This window comes from Bradyrhizobium sp. KZN70725 (genome assembly GCF_055264925.1).
Genome location: NZ_JBUYWT010000009.1, coordinates 165,765 through 182,422, shown reverse-complemented (window position 1 = coordinate 182,422; position 16,658 = coordinate 165,765). Strand labels below are relative to the sequence as shown.

The 16,658-nt window shown below is 64.3% G+C and carries 14 protein-coding genes; 7 read left to right on the top strand and 7 right to left on the bottom strand.

What is annotated here, in order from left to right; translation table 11 throughout:
* Positions 1–2: 2 nt before the first annotated feature.
* Positions 3–1,139 (bottom strand): AI-2E family transporter, encoded by a 1,137-nt coding sequence (locus tag ACZBJS_RS11675; protein WP_463438719.1) that lies wholly within the window; start codon positions 1,137–1,139, stop codon positions 3–5.
* A gap of 278 nt (positions 1,140–1,417) precedes the next feature.
* On the opposite strand from ACZBJS_RS11675, the gene ACZBJS_RS11670 reads away from it, so the two are divergent.
* A complete protein-coding gene (locus tag ACZBJS_RS11670) occupies positions 1,418–2,188 on the top strand; it encodes a gamma-glutamyl-gamma-aminobutyrate hydrolase family protein (protein ID WP_316397360.1) in 771 nt (256 codons plus the stop codon).
* A gap of 592 nt (positions 2,189–2,780) precedes the next feature.
* Here the strand turns inward: ACZBJS_RS11670 and ACZBJS_RS11665 are convergent.
* Positions 2,781–3,611 carry a hypothetical protein gene (locus ACZBJS_RS11665; protein WP_463438718.1) on the bottom strand — a complete coding sequence of 277 codons (831 nt, stop codon included), beginning with the start codon at positions 3,609–3,611 and terminating at the stop codon, positions 2,781–2,783.
* 760 nt (positions 3,612–4,371) lie between these two features.
* On the opposite strand from ACZBJS_RS11665, the gene ACZBJS_RS11660 reads away from it, so the two are divergent.
* Together ACZBJS_RS11660 and ACZBJS_RS11655 are read left to right on the top strand one after the other, a co-directional pair.
* Positions 4,372–6,645 carry a PAS domain S-box protein gene (locus ACZBJS_RS11660; protein WP_463438717.1) on the top strand — a complete coding sequence of 758 codons (2,274 nt, stop codon included), beginning with the start codon at positions 4,372–4,374 and terminating at the stop codon, positions 6,643–6,645.
* Positions 6,646–6,828: 183 nt separating this feature from the next.
* Positions 6,829–7,896, top strand: coding sequence for an ABC transporter substrate-binding protein (locus ACZBJS_RS11655; RefSeq protein WP_076825313.1), 1,068 nt, complete (start codon positions 6,829–6,831; stop codon positions 7,894–7,896).
* A 274-nt stretch (positions 7,897–8,170) separates the two neighbouring features.
* Here the strand turns inward: ACZBJS_RS11655 and ACZBJS_RS11650 are convergent, their stop codons facing one another.
* Complete coding sequence (locus tag ACZBJS_RS11650; RefSeq protein WP_076825315.1) at positions 8,171–9,400, bottom strand: ABC transporter substrate-binding protein; 1,230 nt, start codon at positions 9,398–9,400, stop codon at positions 8,171–8,173.
* 185 nt (positions 9,401–9,585) lie between these two features.
* Positions 9,586–10,530 carry a GlxA family transcriptional regulator gene (locus tag ACZBJS_RS11645; RefSeq protein WP_463438716.1) on the bottom strand — a complete coding sequence of 315 codons (945 nt, stop codon included), beginning with the start codon at positions 10,528–10,530 and terminating at the stop codon, positions 9,586–9,588.
* Positions 10,531–10,717: 187 nt separating this feature from the next.
* On the opposite strand from ACZBJS_RS11645, the gene ACZBJS_RS11640 reads away from it, so the two are divergent.
* On the top strand, positions 10,718–10,981 hold the full coding sequence (locus ACZBJS_RS11640; protein ID WP_316397364.1) for a tautomerase family protein: 264 nt from the start codon (positions 10,718–10,720) through the stop codon (positions 10,979–10,981).
* A gap of 166 nt (positions 10,982–11,147) precedes the next feature.
* Here ACZBJS_RS11640 and glnA read toward each other — a convergent pair whose 3' ends face one another.
* Together glnA and ACZBJS_RS11630 are read right to left on the bottom strand one after the other, a co-directional pair.
* Positions 11,148–12,557: a type I glutamate--ammonia ligase gene (glnA, locus tag ACZBJS_RS11635; protein WP_028333940.1), complete on the bottom strand. Its 1,410-nt coding sequence runs from the start codon at positions 12,555–12,557 to the stop codon at positions 11,148–11,150.
* 151 nt (positions 12,558–12,708) lie between these two features.
* Positions 12,709–13,047 (bottom strand): P-II family nitrogen regulator, encoded by a 339-nt coding sequence (locus tag ACZBJS_RS11630; RefSeq protein WP_011441447.1) that lies wholly within the window; start codon positions 13,045–13,047, stop codon positions 12,709–12,711.
* A gap of 354 nt (positions 13,048–13,401) precedes the next feature.
* On the opposite strand from ACZBJS_RS11630, the gene ACZBJS_RS11625 reads away from it, so the two are divergent.
* The 3 genes from ACZBJS_RS11625 to ACZBJS_RS11615 all read left to right on the top strand — a co-directional run bounded on the left by ACZBJS_RS11625 (position 13,402) and on the right by ACZBJS_RS11615 (position 15,663).
* The gene (locus ACZBJS_RS11625; protein ID WP_253590109.1) at positions 13,402–14,901 is read left to right on the top strand and encodes an NAD(P)H-hydrate dehydratase; all 1,500 of its coding nucleotides are present in this window, start codon (positions 13,402–13,404) and stop codon (positions 14,899–14,901) included.
* A complete protein-coding gene (locus ACZBJS_RS11620; protein ID WP_256520413.1) occupies positions 14,891–15,019 on the top strand; it encodes a hypothetical protein in 129 nt (42 codons plus the stop codon). The genes ACZBJS_RS11625 and ACZBJS_RS11620 overlap by 11 nt, the downstream gene beginning before the upstream one ends.
* Before the next feature lie 86 nt (positions 15,020–15,105).
* Positions 15,106–15,663 carry a flavin reductase family protein gene (locus tag ACZBJS_RS11615; protein ID WP_229191160.1) on the top strand — a complete coding sequence of 186 codons (558 nt, stop codon included), beginning with the start codon at positions 15,106–15,108 and terminating at the stop codon, positions 15,661–15,663.
* Here the strand turns inward: ACZBJS_RS11615 and ACZBJS_RS11610 are convergent.
* Positions 15,660–16,559, bottom strand: a complete 900-nt coding sequence (locus ACZBJS_RS11610; RefSeq protein ID WP_057016444.1) for a LysR family transcriptional regulator — start codon at positions 16,557–16,559, stop codon at positions 15,660–15,662. The two genes, ACZBJS_RS11615 and ACZBJS_RS11610, sit on opposite strands and share 4 nt — an antisense overlap.
* Positions 16,560–16,658 lie beyond the last annotated feature (99 nt).

Here is a 16,658-nt window from a genome sequence, read left to right as displayed (position 1 = left end):
GGTCACGCGGCCCGCGCCGGATCCTCCGTCTTGAAGTGGTCGATCATCACCTTGGCGATCGCCATCAGCGGCAGCGCCAGCGCCAGCCCCCAGATGCCGAACACGACGCCGAGCAGGATCTGGAACGCGAACAGCGTGGCCGGCGGGATGTCGAGCGCCTGGCGCTGGATGATCGGCGTCAGCACGTAGCTTTCCAGCGCGTGGACGCCGAGGAACAGGATGAAGGCCGACAGCGCCGCGATCCATCCGGTCGCAAGGCTCGCGAGCACCACGATCAGCCCGCCGAGGATCGCGCCGACCGTCGGAATGAAGGCGAGCAGGCCGGCCTGGATGCCGAGGATGAACGAGCTCGGAATGCCGATGATGGCAAGCCCGATCCAGGTGACGAGGAATACCGCCGTCATCGTGATGATCTGCGCGATCAGCCAGCGCTCCAGCGTCTCGCCGATGCGGTCGACGATGATGGTCGCCTGCGCGCGGTACTTGACCGGCGCGATGAACAACAGCCCGGCGCGGTAGATGCTGGGCTGGGCCGCGAAGGCGAGCCCGAGAAACAGCACGATGAAGAAGTTGCCGACGACGCTGACGGTGCCGAGTAGCACCTTCAGCGTCTGGCTGATGATGGCGCCGCCGCTTGAGGCCAGCGTGCCGGCGCCGGGGATGCCATGGGACTGCGACGATGGGGGCGTCGTTGTCGTCGTCGTCACGGCGGTGCCTTCGCCCTTTGCCTCGCCCGCGGCATTGGTGAAATCGAGATAGCTGGTGTCGACCCCGTGCTGTTCGAGGAAGTCCTTGACGCTGCCGAGCTGCGATTTGATCGTGTTGCTCAGCACCGTGGCCTGCTGCGCGATCGTGGTGCCGCCGAGGAACACGATGCCGGACAGCAGCCCGGCCATCGCCAGGCAGACGATCGCAAGCCGCAACGCGTGGGGCAGCTTGGTCAGCCGGCCGAGCAGGGTGGTCATGGCATTGAGGGCGACCCCGAGCAGCATGCCGGCGAACAGCAGGAACAAGGTCGCGGCAAAATGCCAGGCGAAGGTCAGCAGGGCAGCGAACAGCACCACGCCGATGCCGCCGACGGCGATCGCCCATGCCAAGTCGTTGCGGGCCTTCAGGCGATTGTCAGCCGAGTCTGTCACGGGTGATTCCCCCTTCGCGACGGTGTTTCGAGCAGTCTTTGGCGAAAACCCCGCCGGGATCAAGCTGGCGGGGCCGTGCCGGTTCGCCGCTGACGGGGTGCGGGGCCGGGCGCGATCGGTGGGCATCTGGCCGGCTTTGGGTCCCGAGGGGCGCGAATCTGTGCAGGACTGCAAGCCCCCCTGTGCAGATATAGACAGTTGATCCGGCGGGAACTCGAAGGCATGATCGTCTCCGCAACGTCGCAAACTTAGAAGAATCATTGCGCGAGACTTCAATAATGAGACGGCCCGTGGTCGGCGTGATCGGAAACGCCCATCGCATCGAAAATCGTTTCACAGTCCAGATGGTCGGGGAGCGCAACCTTCGCGCGGTTGCCGAGGTGTCGGGCGCGGTGCCGCTGATGTTCGCCGGCAGCCCCGAAATCACCGAGGTCAGTGCCTTGCTCGACGTGGTCGACGGCGTGGTGCTGACCGGGGCCCGCGCCAATGTTCATCCGACCCGCTTCAATTCCGAACCTTGCGCCGCCCACGAGCCCTACGACATCCACCGCGACGACGTTGCGCTGGCGCTGTCGGAAGCCTGCGTCGCGCGCGGTGTGCCGATCTTCGGTATCTGCCGCGGCCTGCAGGAGATGAACGTCGCCTTCGGCGGCTCGCTGCATCCGGAGATCCGCGAGATTCCGGGCCGCATGAACCACCGGATGCCGCGGCTGGAGAACGGCGAGATCCATCCTGACCCGACCGTTGTGTTCGCCGACCGTCATGACGTCGCGCTGACGCCGGGCGGCGCGTTCGCAAAAATCCTCGGCCGGGAGACCATTCGAGTCAATTCGCTGCACGGCCAGGGCATCCTCGAGCCCGGCAAGCGCGTCGTGATCGAGGGCATCGCCGAGGACGGCACCATCGAGGCGATCCGCATCGCCGATGCGCCGGGTTTTGCGCTGGGTGTGCAGTGGCACGCCGAATACGATCCGCAGCGCAATCCGATCAACCGCGCCCTGTTCGAAGCCTTCGGCGACGCGCTGCGCGAACGGCGGCGGGCGGCGTAGGACGGTTTCACCCCCACCGTCCCTGCGCGTTAATCACGACGTCGTCTCCGAAAAACGCGCTGTCATCCCTACGAAGGCAGGGACCCATGCTCCGCGGCGGTTGTTGTGGAGGGGGACTCGTCGTTGCGGCACTGCTCAACAAGGACCGTCGGTGGTTATGGATCCCTGCCTTCGCAGGGACGACACCAAAGGTGTGGCGTCGCCTGTCCGTCGGGTCGGTTTGTCGAACCTCGGTTCGGGAAGCCATGAAAGACGCGGGGCTTTCCTTGGCCAATCGATGGGAGCCGAGCGGCAGGCGAGTAGATCGTTCCTAGCGGCAACGGCCGATACCTGCACTTTGCGATCAATGAAGCAACACGAAGAGGCCGCTGGCGCTGGTCAGCGGCCTCTTGAACCTGATCTTAAATGAACGTCTTGGTGGTAAAATCTTTGCCTCAGGTCCGCCTTTATTAAACGGGGAATTTGCCACACAGTGAAGTCCCAACAGGTGCGATGCTCAACGGAACTCTTGAGACGTTGCGGGGACAACACACTTTGCGTTCGTGACGTCCTGAGTTCGTCGACGGCACGCAGGAAGCAGCACGTCACGGCATTAGCGCACTGACCATGGCCATGCCGGCGGTTGCGGTTTGCTGGTGGCGTGCGGCCGCGTCGGGGTTGGCGCCGGTTTGCGCGCCTGGGCAACATCGGTCGACGGCCGCGGACGCGGCAGTGGTATTTCCGGGGCTACCGTTGGCTGTTCGGGGCTTACCTTTGGCTGTTCGGGGCTTACCTTTGGCTGTTCGGGGCTCACCTTCGGCTCTGCGGCGTTGGCAATGACACCGGCCAGCTGGTCCTGGCTTGCGTTGAGCCGCTCGGTGACCGTCTCGCTTTCGCGAGCCATCTGATCCTGGGTCGCCTTGATCTGGTCGATGATATCTTTGCTGCGTGCCATTTCTGCTTGGCTCGCCTCGAGTTGGCTTGCGACATTTTTATGGTCGCGGACCAATTGTTCTTGCCTCGCCTCAAGCTGTTCGACCGCTTGCCTCAAGGCAGCGAGATCGCGCGCCATCGGTTGAAGCTGCTGCGCCAAGTCGGAAGAAAGTGCGGCGGCAGTCGGCGCAACGTCTTTCGGCGCGGCGTCCTTCGACGGGGTTTGCGCAGGAGGTGAGGAGTGGCCAGGGGAGGCCACCATCGCCGTATCGCTGGGTGACGACCACCACCAAGCAGCGCCACCAATGCATGCTGCCAGCACGGAACCGACAATGGCCAGGTGGCGCCAATCCGCCAATCGATGAACCGCTTCTAGCGGCGCGTGAAGCGCTTTCTTGCCGGTCGGCGGGCCGGAAGGGCTGACTCCTGCTTCGCGCGCGAGGTTCGAAAGCTGCTCTTCCAAGCTCACGAGCCGCCCTTCCGCGACCCTGTCATTCAGCATGGAATCCATTTTGTGCTCCGTAGCAAATGCAAGGTCACCCGCCTTGAGAGCAGATCCGCTCTTCGGCGCGCTAACATTCAACGGGACCCAGATCGGTATTTGCAGCTTAAGCCTACGAGGGATGAGGATGCGGCCTGCACGTCACATCGTCTCTCTTTTTGTAAGCTCATCCTTCCTGAACTGTCCCGACGATTTTGGCCGAGATATTGTTCGTCCGCAATCGGGAACACCGCTTGCCACGGGGCGCTCGAGCTCGTGGATCGAGGTCCTGTTCGGCCGCCTCACGATGCGTCTCGCAGCCGAGGCACGTTACTTCGAGGTGTCGTAAGTCGGCGTTGAGAGCGTCGCCAAGCGCCGGCGAGGGCTGGGCTGGACCCAGAAACGCGGGAGTGGTCCATGTTTGGCGAGCGACCATGTCGGCATCCCGCCTGGCGCGTTCGGCCGACGGCTGACCACGGCGCCAAACATGTACTCCGGGGCCCTCCTGCAAATTCTCGGTATGTTGAGTTGTGCTGCCGGCGAGATGTACCGCTGGTCGACAGGTCGCAGCTATACTTCCGGTATTGCGCGTGCGCCGGAATCGGCCTTCCTCCGTACTAATACGGATACGATAGTGGCGGATTGCGGCGCCGGACTCGGCTAAGCAACAGGGATATTTGCTCCGGCGCCGACGACCCTTTCCGAATACTGCTTTTCCTTTTCCATTTTCGGGTGCAGCCGACACGAGGGGTTGGTCGGGATGAATTTGTCGGGCCGTCTGGCGATGGGGATGTTGTTTCCCGTCGCCGCGCTCCTGCTCGCGCTGGGCTTCATCCATGGCGTAACCTGGCCGGGCGTTCTGCTCGCGGGTGGCGCGGTTGCGGTGGTATTGATGACGGCTGAGGTGATTGCGAGATCGCTGTCCAGGACGCCCGCCCAGCTGGTGCGGGCGGCGGAGGCGTTGTCGCGCGGCCAGCAGGTCTCGCTCGGCTCAAGCGATGACCGCGAGACCGCTCAGCTCGCGGCGACGCTTGCCGAATTGTCGGCGCAGCTGGGCAGCAGGCAGCACCTGCTGGAGAAGACCGTCGAGAGCATCCGCGATCCGGTGGTGGTCGCCGACGAGCACGGGATGATCGTGATCGTCAACGCCGCGGCGCGACGGCTGTATAGTGTCGAACCCGGTTTTGATACCCTGACCGGCGTTCGCACCTTCCAGAACTATTATGCCGACGGCACCACCGTGATGCCGATCCCGGACACGCCGATGGCGCGTGCGCTGCGCGGCGATGACGTCGACGATTTCGAGCTGATCGTCAAACCGCAACCGCCGCAACCGGCCGTCTTCCTTGTCGTCAACGCGCGGCCGCTGCGCGACGATACCGGCAATCTGCGGGGCGCGGTCGCCGTACTGCACGACGTCACCGCGCAGCGTCGGGCACACCAGGCGCTGGTCGAGAGCGAGCAGATGGCGCAAGCCATCGTCAGGACCGCGCTCGACGCCTTCGTCCAGACCGACCAGGACGGCGTCATTCTCGACTGGAGCCCGCAGGCCGAGGTGCTGACCGGCTGGACGCGCTCCGAGGCGGTCGGTTATCGGGTGGTCGAACTGGTGTTTCCGGAGGAGCTGCGCCTCGCGCACCGGCAGCGGATCACCCGCTTCCTGCAGGAGACCGCGGCCGGCGGCATGGGCATGCGCTATGAAACGGCGTGCCTGCACCGCGACGGTCACCGGTTCTATGTCGAGGTGTCCCTCAACGCGCTGCGCCGCGGTGACGGCTGGATCATCAATTCCTTTGTCAGGGACGTCAGCCAGCGCCGGATCGCCGAGGAGCAGTTGATCCTGGCGCAGAAGTCGGAATCGCTGGGGCGGCTGACCGGCGGCATCGCGCACGACTTCAACAACATGCTGACCGTGATCACCGGCACGATCGAGATCCTCGCCGACGGCGTCAAGGACAACCCGCAACTCGCCGCAATCGCCAAGCTGATCAGCGATGCCGCCGATCGCGGCGCGCAGCTCACCTCGAGCCTCCTGGCATTCGCGCGCAAGCAACCGCTGCAGCCCGGCGAGACCGACGTCAACGACCTGGTCGGCGAGGTGGTCCGGCTGCTGTCGCAGACGCTCGGTTCGCAGACCGAGATCAGGACGGAGCTCGGCCGCAACGCCTGGCTCGCCTTCGTCGACCGCAGCCAGCTTGGTGCTGCGCTGGTCAATCTCGCCATCAATGCGCGCGATGCCATGCCTGACGGCGGCACGCTGAGCTTTGCGACCCGCAACATCCAGCTCGGGATTCCCGACGCCGTGGCGTGCGGCGTCGAGCGCGCCGGCGATCATCTCGTGATCGAGGTGACCGATACCGGCACCGGCATTTCGCCGACGCATCTGGAGAAGATCTTCGATCCGTTCTTTTCCACCAAGGAGGTCGGGCAGGGCGCCGGGCTCGGGCTCAGCATGGTGTTCGGCTTCGTGAAGCAAAGCGGCGGCGGCATCGAGGTCAAGAGCGAGCAGGGGCGCGGCACCATCTTCAGGATCTATCTGCCGAAGGCCGACGGTACCGCGCAGCGCGCGGTGGAGGAGGACGATCTGCCCGTCAGGGGCGGCCACGAGACGGTCCTGTGCGTGGAGGACGACCCTACGATCCGAGACTATGTCACGGGCCAGCTCGAAAGCCTCGGCTACAACGTGCTGGTCGCTGCGAACGCGGACGCTGCGCTCGAAATCGTCAAACGCGGCACCGCGTTCGACCTTCTGTTCACCGATATCGTGATGCCCGGCAGCATGAACGGCCGGCAATTGGCGGAGACGCTGATGGCCGGGCGCCCGGCACTGCGGGTGCTGTTCACCTCGGGTTACAGCGACGGCGTGCTGCCCGCACAGCAGGGGCGTGGCGGTCACGGCATTCCGCTGCTGACCAAGCCCTATCGGCGCGGCGAGCTGGCGCGGATGCTGCGGCGCTGCCTCGATCTTCAGGTCGACTTTCAGGGCGATCCGGTTCCGCAGCCTTATTCCGTGCAGCCCGATCTCGAACGCTTCCTGCGCGAGAATCCGCCCGCGAAAACGTAGACCGTGGCGTGACCTGGATGCCAACGGGTCCGCAACGCGCGGCCCGATGATAAACTGCGCGAAACCCATCATCCCTGATGTGGCCGCTATTTGATGGGTTGCGCTTCGCTCTACCCCTCCTACGCGCTAAGCTCCCGCGACAAAGGCGCGGCCGGTCAACGGCCCGATTTCAGGGAGTATGGAATGCAGGACCGCAAATGGTCGAGGCGCGACTGGCTCAAGGTGACGGCGGCCACCGCCGCCGGCATGGTATTCGCGGAGCCGCTGCGCGCGGCGGCGCCGCCGGCGGAAGCCGTGACGCCGGAGCTGATCGCAGCCGCCAAGAAGGAAGGCAAGATCTCGTTCTACAGCGCGCTGGAGCTGAACACGGCCGAGCGTCTCGCGCGTGACTTCGAGCAGAAATATCCCGGGATCAGCGTCCGCGTCGAGCGCTCGGGCGCGGAGCGTATCTTCCAGCGCATCGCACAGGAGCAGGGCAGCGGCATCAACGCCGTCGACGTCGCCAATTCCACCGATCCCGCGCATTACCTCGACTGGAAGAAGAACGACTGGCTCGCGGCCTATGTGCCGGAGGACGTCGCCAGGCATTTTCCGGCCGACCAGATCGATCCCGACGGCACCTCGGCGACATCCTGCGCCTGGTTCGAGGTAATCGGCTACAACACCGAGCAGGTGAAGCGCGAGGAGGCGCCGAAGAGCTACGCCGACCTGCTCGATCCCAAGTGGCGCGGCAAAATCGTCAAGGGCCACCCGAGCTATTCCGGCGCGATCATGACCGCGACCTTCGTGCTGGCACGCGACCTCGGCTGGCCGTATCTGGAGAAGCTGTCGCAGCAGCGCGTGATGCAGGTGCAGTCGGCGGCCGATCCGCCGAAGAAGATTCTGCTCGGCGAGCGCGCGGTGATGGCCGATGGCAACGACTACAACCTCGTGCTGGCCAAGGATCAGGGCAAGCCGGTCGAGGTGGTCTATCCCGCCGAGGGCGCGCCGCTGATCATCGTCCCGAGCGGCATCTTCAAGAACGCGCCGAACCCGAATGCGGCGCGGCTGTTCCAGAGCTACTTCTTCAGCGCCGAGACGCAGCAGATGCTGGCCGACGAATTCGCGCACCGCTCGTTCCACGCCAAGGTGAAGGAGAAGGCCGGGCACGTGCCGCTCGACAAACTGAAAATGCTCAAGGCCGATCCGGCCCAGGTGCAGGTGCAGTCGGAGGAGATCAAGGCGAGGTACGCGAAGCTGTTCCGGGTGTAGGTCAAGCTCCGTAGGATGGGTAGAGCGAAGCGAAACCCATCGCTTGTTCAGGGGGCGAGATGATGGGTTTCGCTGCGCTCTACCCATCCTACAGATCCAAGGCTACTAGCGTCATTGCGAGCGAAGCGAAGCAATCCATCTTTCCGGATACGCGGAGAGGTGGATTGCTTCGCCGATTCAGCGCAAAATTGCTTTGCAATTTTGTCGCGAACTCCTCGCAATGACGCGGATAACGCTCGGACCGCCGGGCGGCGCAGTGAGGGGCTGCGGTCGGCTAACCTCCCACTTCCGCGCTGAGCATCGGCCCGAACAGCTCCCATCGCTCGCCCTTGAGTCGTCTGAGCTGCATCTGCTTGATCGGCGCGAAATCGATCGGGCTGGTGTTCATTGTGATGCCGGGCAGCAGGTTGGTGGTGCGGAAGGCCTTCAGGTTGGCGGCCTGCTTCATGACGTTGGCGCGCGTGAGATCGTCGCCGCACTGCTTAAGCACCTGAACCAGCGTCTGAGCCGCATTGTACCCTGTCACAATCAGGCTGTCGGCCCGATTGCCTTCGGGGAAATATTTGGAGAGATATTCGTCGAACGCCTTCATGCCGGGATCGTCCTTCCATTGCGGATCGAGCGGATCCATCAGGTAGGCCACCGAGATGATGCCTTGTGCGTTCTCGAAGCCGGCAGGCTGGATCACGGCGCCGAGCGAGGAACCTACCGAGTTGAGGATGTGCAGCGGTTTCCAACCGATCTCGGCCGCCTTCTTGATGGCCTGCGCCGCGAATTTCGGTGTGGCGATGTCGACGAATACGTCGGCATTCATCGATTTCATCTTGACGATGTGCGTGTCGATCGTCGGCTCGGCCACCTCATACGCATCCTCGATCACGATCATCGACGCCGCCTTGTCGCCGAGGCCGTCCTTCAGGCCCTTGAGATAGTCCTTTCCGTAATCGTCGTTCTGGTAGAGGACCGCGATCCTGCCGCCCGGCTTTTCCTTCAGGATGTGCTTGGCGTAGATCCGTCCCTCGCTCTGATAACTGGGCTGCCAGCCCATGGTCCATGGGAAGCTTTGCGGATCGTTCCACTTGGTGGCACCGGTCTGAATGAACAGCTGCGGCACCTTCTTCACGTTCATGTATTTCTGAATCGCGCCGTTGGATGCCGTGCCGAGAGAGGCGAAGATCAGCAAGACCTCGTCGCCTTCGACCAGCTTGCGCGCCTGCTCGACCGTCTTCGGCGGACTGTAGCTGTCGTCATAGGAGATGAAGTTGATCTTGCGGCCATTGATGCCGCCCTCGGCGTTGATCTTGCGGAAATAGGCCGCCTGGGCCCGGCCGCTGGTGCCGTAGGCGGATGCCGGCCCGCTATAGGGCATGATGTTGCCGATCTTGATTTCGGTATCGGTTACGCCGGTGTCGTATTTCTTCTGGGCGAATGCGCTGCCAGCACAGACAGCGAGAATGGTGATGGCGGTCGAAAGCGCCGCCATTCGTCGAGCGACGAAAGACATCTCGTTTCTCCCCATGCAGAAAAATGAATGTGTGTTTTATCGGAAGCCGCTTTCGGGTCCTTGCCGGCAGTGAACACCCGAGCCCAGGCGTTGTCGATCCCGGAAACACAACCTTGTGTGCGGTTCGCATCACGTCATCAGGTTCGTCAGCGTTGCTGACCGTAGTCTTCCGGGGCTTCCCGCGATCAGGCCGCGCGCATCGATCGTTGCGCGCGATAGGCCTGCGGCGATGTCAGCGTGAGCTTGCGGAAGGCCTTTCGAAAGCTGCTCTCGTCCTCATAGCCGGTGGCGCGGGCGATCGCCTTGATCGGCTGCGCCGTTGTTTCCAATAGCGTGCGGGCGTGCTCGACGCGGCGGCGCATGATGAAGGCCTGCGGCGGCTCGTGGGTCAGTTCGCGGAAGCGGCGGTTCAGTGTGCGTTCGCTGAGGCCGAGCGCATGCGCGAGGCCGCGCACCGTGATCGGGGTCTTGCCGGTGCGGCGCACCAGCATGTCCGCCTTGATCAGCAGCGGGTCCTGGCCGAGCATGTAGCCGAGCGGCATGAAGATCGCCTGGGTGCGCTGCGCGGTGTCGATCACCGCATAGTCGGCGCAAACCTTTGCGACCTCCGCGCCTTCGACGAGCTCGATCAGCCGCAGCAACAGATCGACCCACGACATCGGGCCAGCGGCGCAGACCAGGCGATCGGCCTGCGTGATCACGGCATCACCGGCGAGATCAACCTTGGGATGGCGGCGACGCAGCTCGCTCTGCAGCCACCACGTGATGGTGGCGCGGCGACCGTCGAGCAGGCCGGCATTGGCGAGCAGCAGCACGCCGCTGCAGAATGCGCCGATCAGCCGGCCGCTGGCATGCTGCTGGCGCAGCCAGGCGCCGGCACGGTCATATTGCGGTTGCAGGCGCTCGGCGGTGAGATGATCGACCAGGCTGCCCGGCACGATGATCGCGTCGCACGCCGTCCGCCTGCCCACCGCACCATCGACGGCGAGCAACTTGCCGCCGCCGGCGCGCACCGCCTTGCCGTCGAGCGAGAGCGTCTGCCAGCTGAAGCGCGCCTTGCCGCCGCGCAGCTGCATCACGTGGTTGGCGAGGGTGAGGATGTCGGCGATGCCGGCGACCGCCGATTGCATGCAGCCTTTTCCAGCGCGAGGATCGCAAGCTTCATGGGACCTCCGGAATTTGCCGTCATGCTAGCCGATCAGCGCAATCGGGCGGTGGCAGATATTGCCCGATCTCTGTCCGATCGGCCACTGCCTGATTTGGCCGTGCCGGTCCATCTTCGCTGCGTTGTCACACCCTCAGCAATGGAGAGAGACCATGCCTTGCGTCACCATTTCCACCGTCCGCGGCATCTTCGATGTCGCGCAGAAGCAGGCGCTGCTGGAGCGCGTCACCGACCTCATGGTCGAGATCGAGGCGCAGGGTAACCCGGACTTCCGCCGCAACGTCTGGGCCAAGATCGAGGAGGGCGAGCCGGCGAGCTGGTTGCTCGGCGGCATGATTCCGACGCCGGACATGATCGCCGGCACCTTCGGCGCGCTCGACGCCGGCGGACGGCGGCTCGCCAAGGCGAAGGTGTAACTGCCCTGCGTAGGATGGGTAGAGCGAAGCGAAACCCATCATCTCAAGGCTTGCACCGGTGCGATGGGTTTCGCTTCGCTCTACCCATCCTACGCACCGTTCTCACCCAAAAACAAAAGGCGCTTCCGGTGGAAGCGCCTTTCGCTTGTCGTCGGTGCCGTAAGATTTACAGCGAGTAGTACATCTCGAATTCCACCGGGTGCGGGGTCATTTCGAAACGCGCGACCTCGGTCATCTTCAGCTCGATATAGGCGTCGATGAAGTCGTCGTCGAACACGCCGCCGTTCTTGAGGAACGCGCGGTCCTTGTCGAGGCTCTCGAGCGCCTCGCGGAGCGAGCCGCAGACGGTCGGGATCTGCTTCAGCTCTTCCTTCGGCAGATCGTAGAGGTCCTTGTCCATCGCCGGACCCGGATCGATCTTGTTCTTGATGCCGTCAAGACCGGCCATCAGCATCGCGGCGAAGCCGAGATAGGGGTTGGCCATCGGGTCGGGGAAACGCACCTCGACGCGCTTGGCCTTCGGGTTCGCGGTGTAGGGGATGCGGCAGGCCGCCGAGCGGTTGCGCGCGGAATAGGCGAGCAGCACGGGGGCTTCATAGCCCGGCACCAGACGCTTGTAGGAGTTGGTCGACGGGTTGGTGAACGCGTTGATCGCCTTGGCGTGCTTGATGACGCCGCCGATGTAGTGCAGGCAGGTCTCCGACAGGTCGGCGTATTTGTTGCCGGCGAAGGTCGGCTTGCCGTCCTTCCAGATGGACTGATGCACGTGCATGCCCGAGCCGTTGTCGCCGTAGACCGGCTTTGGCATGAAGGTGGCGGTCTTGCCGTAGATGTGGGCGACCTGGTGGATGCAGTACTTGTAGATCTGCATATGGTCGGCCATCAGCGTCAGCGTGTCGAACTTCATGCCGAGCTCGTGCTGGGCCGAGGCCACCTCGTGGTGATGCTTTTCGACCTTGACGCCCATCTTGGCCATCGCGCCGAGCATCTCGGAGCGCATGTCCTGCACCGAGTCCTGCGGCGGCACCGGGAAGTAGCCGGCCTTGGTGCGGATGCGGTGGCCGAGGTTGCCGCCCTCATATTCGGTCGCCGAGTTGATCGGCAGCTCGGAGGAGTCGAGGCGGAAGCCGGTGTTGTAGGGTTCGGCCGAATAGCGCACGTCGTCGAACACGAAGAACTCGGCCTCGGGGCCGACGAACACGGTGTCGCCCACGCCCATCGACTTCACCATCGCCTCGGCCTTCTTGGCGATGCCGCGGGGGTCGCGGTTGTAGGGCTCGCCGGTGGTCGGCTCGAGCACGTCGCACGTGATGACCATGGTGGTCTCGGCGAAGAACGGGTCGATCGTCGCGGTGACCGGGTCGGGCATCAGGCACATGTCGGATTCATTGATCGCCTTCCAGCCGGCGATCGACGAGCCGTCGAACATCGTTCCCTCGGCGAAGATGTCATCGTCGATCATGCTGACGTCGAAGGTGACGTGCTGCCACTTGCCGCGCGGATCGGTGAAGCGCAGGTCGACGTATTTGACGTCGTTGTCCTTGATCGATTTCAGGACGTCTTTGGCGGTCTTCATGAATACCCCTTATGGATGTGCGGGTCGGTTTCCAGCGGAGAGCGACGTTATTCCCGCTTTTGGCGAGTTCGTGTGACTACACAAACGAAATCAGGCTGCCGAAGCAGCCTTTTTTCTCTTTTGCCGTCGGAAAATCCGGATAGCACCGCCCTTAAATAGCGTCCAGCCCGGATTCGCCGGTCCGGATGCGGATGGCTTCCTCGATGTTGGAGACGAAGATCTTGCCGTCACCGATCCGGCCGGTCTGCGCCGCGCGGCGGATCGCGTCGATCGCCTTCTCGACCAGGTCGTCGCCGATCACGATCTCGATCTTCACCTTGGGCAGGAAGTCGACGATGTATTCCGCACCGCGATAGAGTTCGGCATGGCCCTTCTGGCGGCCAAATCCCTTGGCCTCGGTGACGGTGATGCCTTGCAGTCCGACTTCCTGGAGCGCTTCTTTCACCTCGTCGAGCTTGAAGGGCTTGATGATGGCTTCAATCTTCTTCACTGAGCGCCTCCCGGGCATTGCAGATTGCAGGGTCGAGTTCGATGCGCGTGGGGCGCAGTCTGGTTGGTCTTAAGGCTTCCGGCCGGTGGCCGGAAACACGCGCAATGGTCGCATGAAGCGGCCTTGCGCGCGGCTTCCTCAAAAGCAGGGTCTATGCCAAGTTGTTAAGGTCCCCGATTTCAGAATGTTATCAGCCTTTTAACAGGCAATCGGCTGATATCGAACCACATGGGCTATGATATCCAAGCCTAATAAATAGGCAAATAGATCAATCCGTATGCAGTCGGCCAGTAGAAACCCCGCGAACGTCACAGGAATTGCCTCTCGAAAAGGCGAAGCGATTGAGGATTCGGCATGGACGTTCTGACCACGACCGAGATGGAGCGCGCTGACCGGCTGACCATCGCAGCCGGAACGCCGGGCTTCGCGCTGATGATGAGCGCGGGCCAGGCCGTCGCGGAAGCCGCGATGGACCTGGTCGAGGAGGGGCCGATCGTGGTGGTCGCCGGCCGCGGCAACAATGGCGGCGACGGCTTTGTCGCTGCCGCCGAGCTTGCCGCGCGCGGCCGCGAGGTCTCGGTGATCCTGCTCTGCGAGCGCGACAGCCTGCAAGGCGACGCGGCGCTGGCGGCGAAGGGCTGGAAATATCCGGTGCTGCCGTTTAACCCGCAGGCGCTCGGCAAGCCGGCGCTGATCGTCGACGCGCTGTTCGGTGCCGGCCTCAACCGGCCGGTAAAGGGCGATCCGCTGGAGATGATCGCCGCGATCAATGCCAACGGTACGCCGGTGCTGGCGGTCGACCTGCCGAGCGGCATCAACGGCACATCGGGCGCGGTGATGGGCGCGGCCGTGCAGGCCACCGAGACCGTCACCTTCTTCCGCAAGAAGCCCGCGCATCTGTTGCTGCCGGGCCGGATGTATTGCGGCCGGGTGCGCGTCGCCGACATCGGTATCGCCGCGCAGGTGCTCGACGAGATCAAGCCGCTGACCGCGGAGAATGCGCCGGAGGCCTGGCGATGGTCGTTTCCGGTACCGCGGATCGACGGCCACAAATACGCGCGGGGGCACGCCGTCGTGGTGTCGGGCGATCTCGCCTCGACCGGGGCGGCACGGCTCGCCGCGCGCGCGGCGCTGCGCGCCGGCGCCGGCCTCGTGACGCTGGCCTCGCCGCGTGATGCGCTTGCCGTCAACGCTGCGGCGCTGACCGCGGTGATGGTGCGCGCAGTCGACAACCCGATCCAGTTCGCCGAGCTGCTTGGCGACAAGCGCCTCAATGCCTGCGTGATCGGTCCGGGCGCCGGGGTCAGCGCGCGGACCCGTGACTTCGTCCACACCGCGCTGTCGGCGCAGCGGCATCTGGTGCTCGACGCCGACGCGCTGACCAGCTTTGCCGGCGCGCCGGACCGGCTGTTCGAGGCGATCAAGGCTAGCGACGGTCAGCAGGTGGTGCTGACGCCGCATGAGGGCGAGTTTCCGCGGCTGTTCAGCGATATTTCCAACAAGCATCCCGGCCGCTCCAAGCTCGAGCGCGTGCGCGCGGCGGCCGAGCGCTCCGGCGCGGTGGTGCTGCTGAAAGGCGCCGACACGGTGATCGCGTCTCCCGACGGCCGCGCCACCGTCGCCGCCAATGCGCCGCCGTGGCTCGCCACCGCCGGCGCCGGCGACGTGCTGTCGGGCATCATCGCGGGTTTCCTGGCGCAGGGCGCCGCGGCCTTCGAGGCCGCCAGCATCGGCGTCTGGATGCACGGCGAGAGCGCGAGCGAGGCGGGCCCCGGCCTGATCGCCGAAGATCTCACCGAAGTGCTGCCCGCCGTGTTCCGCCGCCTCTATGACGAGTTCGGGATTGAGTATTAGGCGGCTGGTGCTGGCCGACATGGATGTCGCCGCGCGCGCGCATCGCGCGGCATTCGATCAGGCGCTGCCGTGGCTCGCCGGCCTGCACACGCCCGACGGCATTGATCGGATGATCTGAACAACTGGTTAGATATTTGCGTTTCTGCGATCGGTCGAGCTGGCCTATACGATTCGAAACCGTCGCCTCTCGCCCGGAACAGTCAGATGAACGCACCGACCAGCCTGCTTTCGACCGCTTCACGGACCGCCGCCGCTCCGGCTCACGGGAGCGTCGACCCCGCGTCCTATCGCGCGGCGATGCGCCACCACGCCGGCGCGGTGACGATCCTGTCGGCGGGCGGGCCGGGCGACAGAACGGGGATGACGGCGACGTCGGTCTGTTCGCTGTCGGACACGCCGCCGCGGCTGATCGCCTGCGTCAACCTCTCGGCGAGCGCGCATGGCCTGATCCGGCGCACCGCCGCGTTCGGCGTCAACATGCTGCACGCCGACCAGGCCGAGCTGGCCAATGTGTTCGCCGGCCGCCGCGGCATCGAGCGGGACGATCGCTTTTCCGACGCCGACGGCTGGCTGTCGCTGGCCACGGGCGCGCCGATCCTTAAGGATGCGCTGATCGGGCTCGACTGCGAGCTGATCGACGAGCATGCGCACGACACGCATTCGATCTTCGTCGGCGCGGTCCGCGCGATGCATCTGCGTGAGGGGGAGACGCCGCTGATCTATTTTGGTGGCGCGTTCTGCGGGTTGGCCCGGCGGACCTAAGGGCGCGGCTTGAGGAATTTGTGAATCACTGATGTCAGCGCGCCGGCAGCCGGCGAGAACGATTGTCCGCGCAACGAGACGATGCAGACGGTGCGCTCCAGCGTCGGATTGACGATCGGTAGCGCCTGCATCGTCTTCCTGACCGGCCGCGGCAAGGCGACCTTCGGCAGGATGCCGACGCCGAGACCGGCGCCGGCCAGCGCGGCCAGCGTGTAGCTGTGCTCGACCTCGAACTTGATCTTCATCTGCAGATTGCGCGTGGCGAGCGCGCGCTCCAGCATCGAGCGCAGCGCCGCCGATTTTGAGTTGAGCAGGATCGGATAGGCGGACAGTTCGGTTAGGTCGACAGCGCTGCGCTTGCGAAACGGAAACGCTCTTGTCGCCAGCGCATAGATCGGGTCGTTGAACAGCGGCGCGAACTGAAACTCGGTCGAGCCGTCCGTCTCCGGCCCGATGCCGAAATCCGCCTCGCGCCGGCGCAGGCAGTCCAGCATGTCCTCGGCCGCAAGCTCGCGCAGATTGATGTTGATGCCGGGATAGCTCGCCTGGAAGGCGTGCAGCGCCTGCGGCAGAATGGTCGCGGCAATGGTCGGGACGCAGGCCAGCGACAGCGTGCCGCGCTGGATGTCGATGACCTCACGGATCTCGCGCAGGCCGTTCTCCCATTCGCCGAGCGCGCGCCGCGCATGCGTCAGCAGTTGCAGTCCCTCCGCGGTCAGCTCGACGCGCCGCGTCGTGCGATGAAACAGCGCGGCGCCGACCTGATCCTCCAGCAGCTTGATCTGCATGCTGACCGCGGATTGCGAGCGGTTGAGCTGCTCGGAGGCCTGGCGAAAGCTCTTGTTCTCCGCGACCGCGATGAACATGTGCAGCAGCTTGAAATTGATCTGCGACATCGTTTTGCCCTGCAGACGATTGTCCCGGAGAACTGAACAGTTCTTAAGATAATCTCGTTAGAAAGATCAGTGTCGGACATCTAGCATGATTGTTGTTGG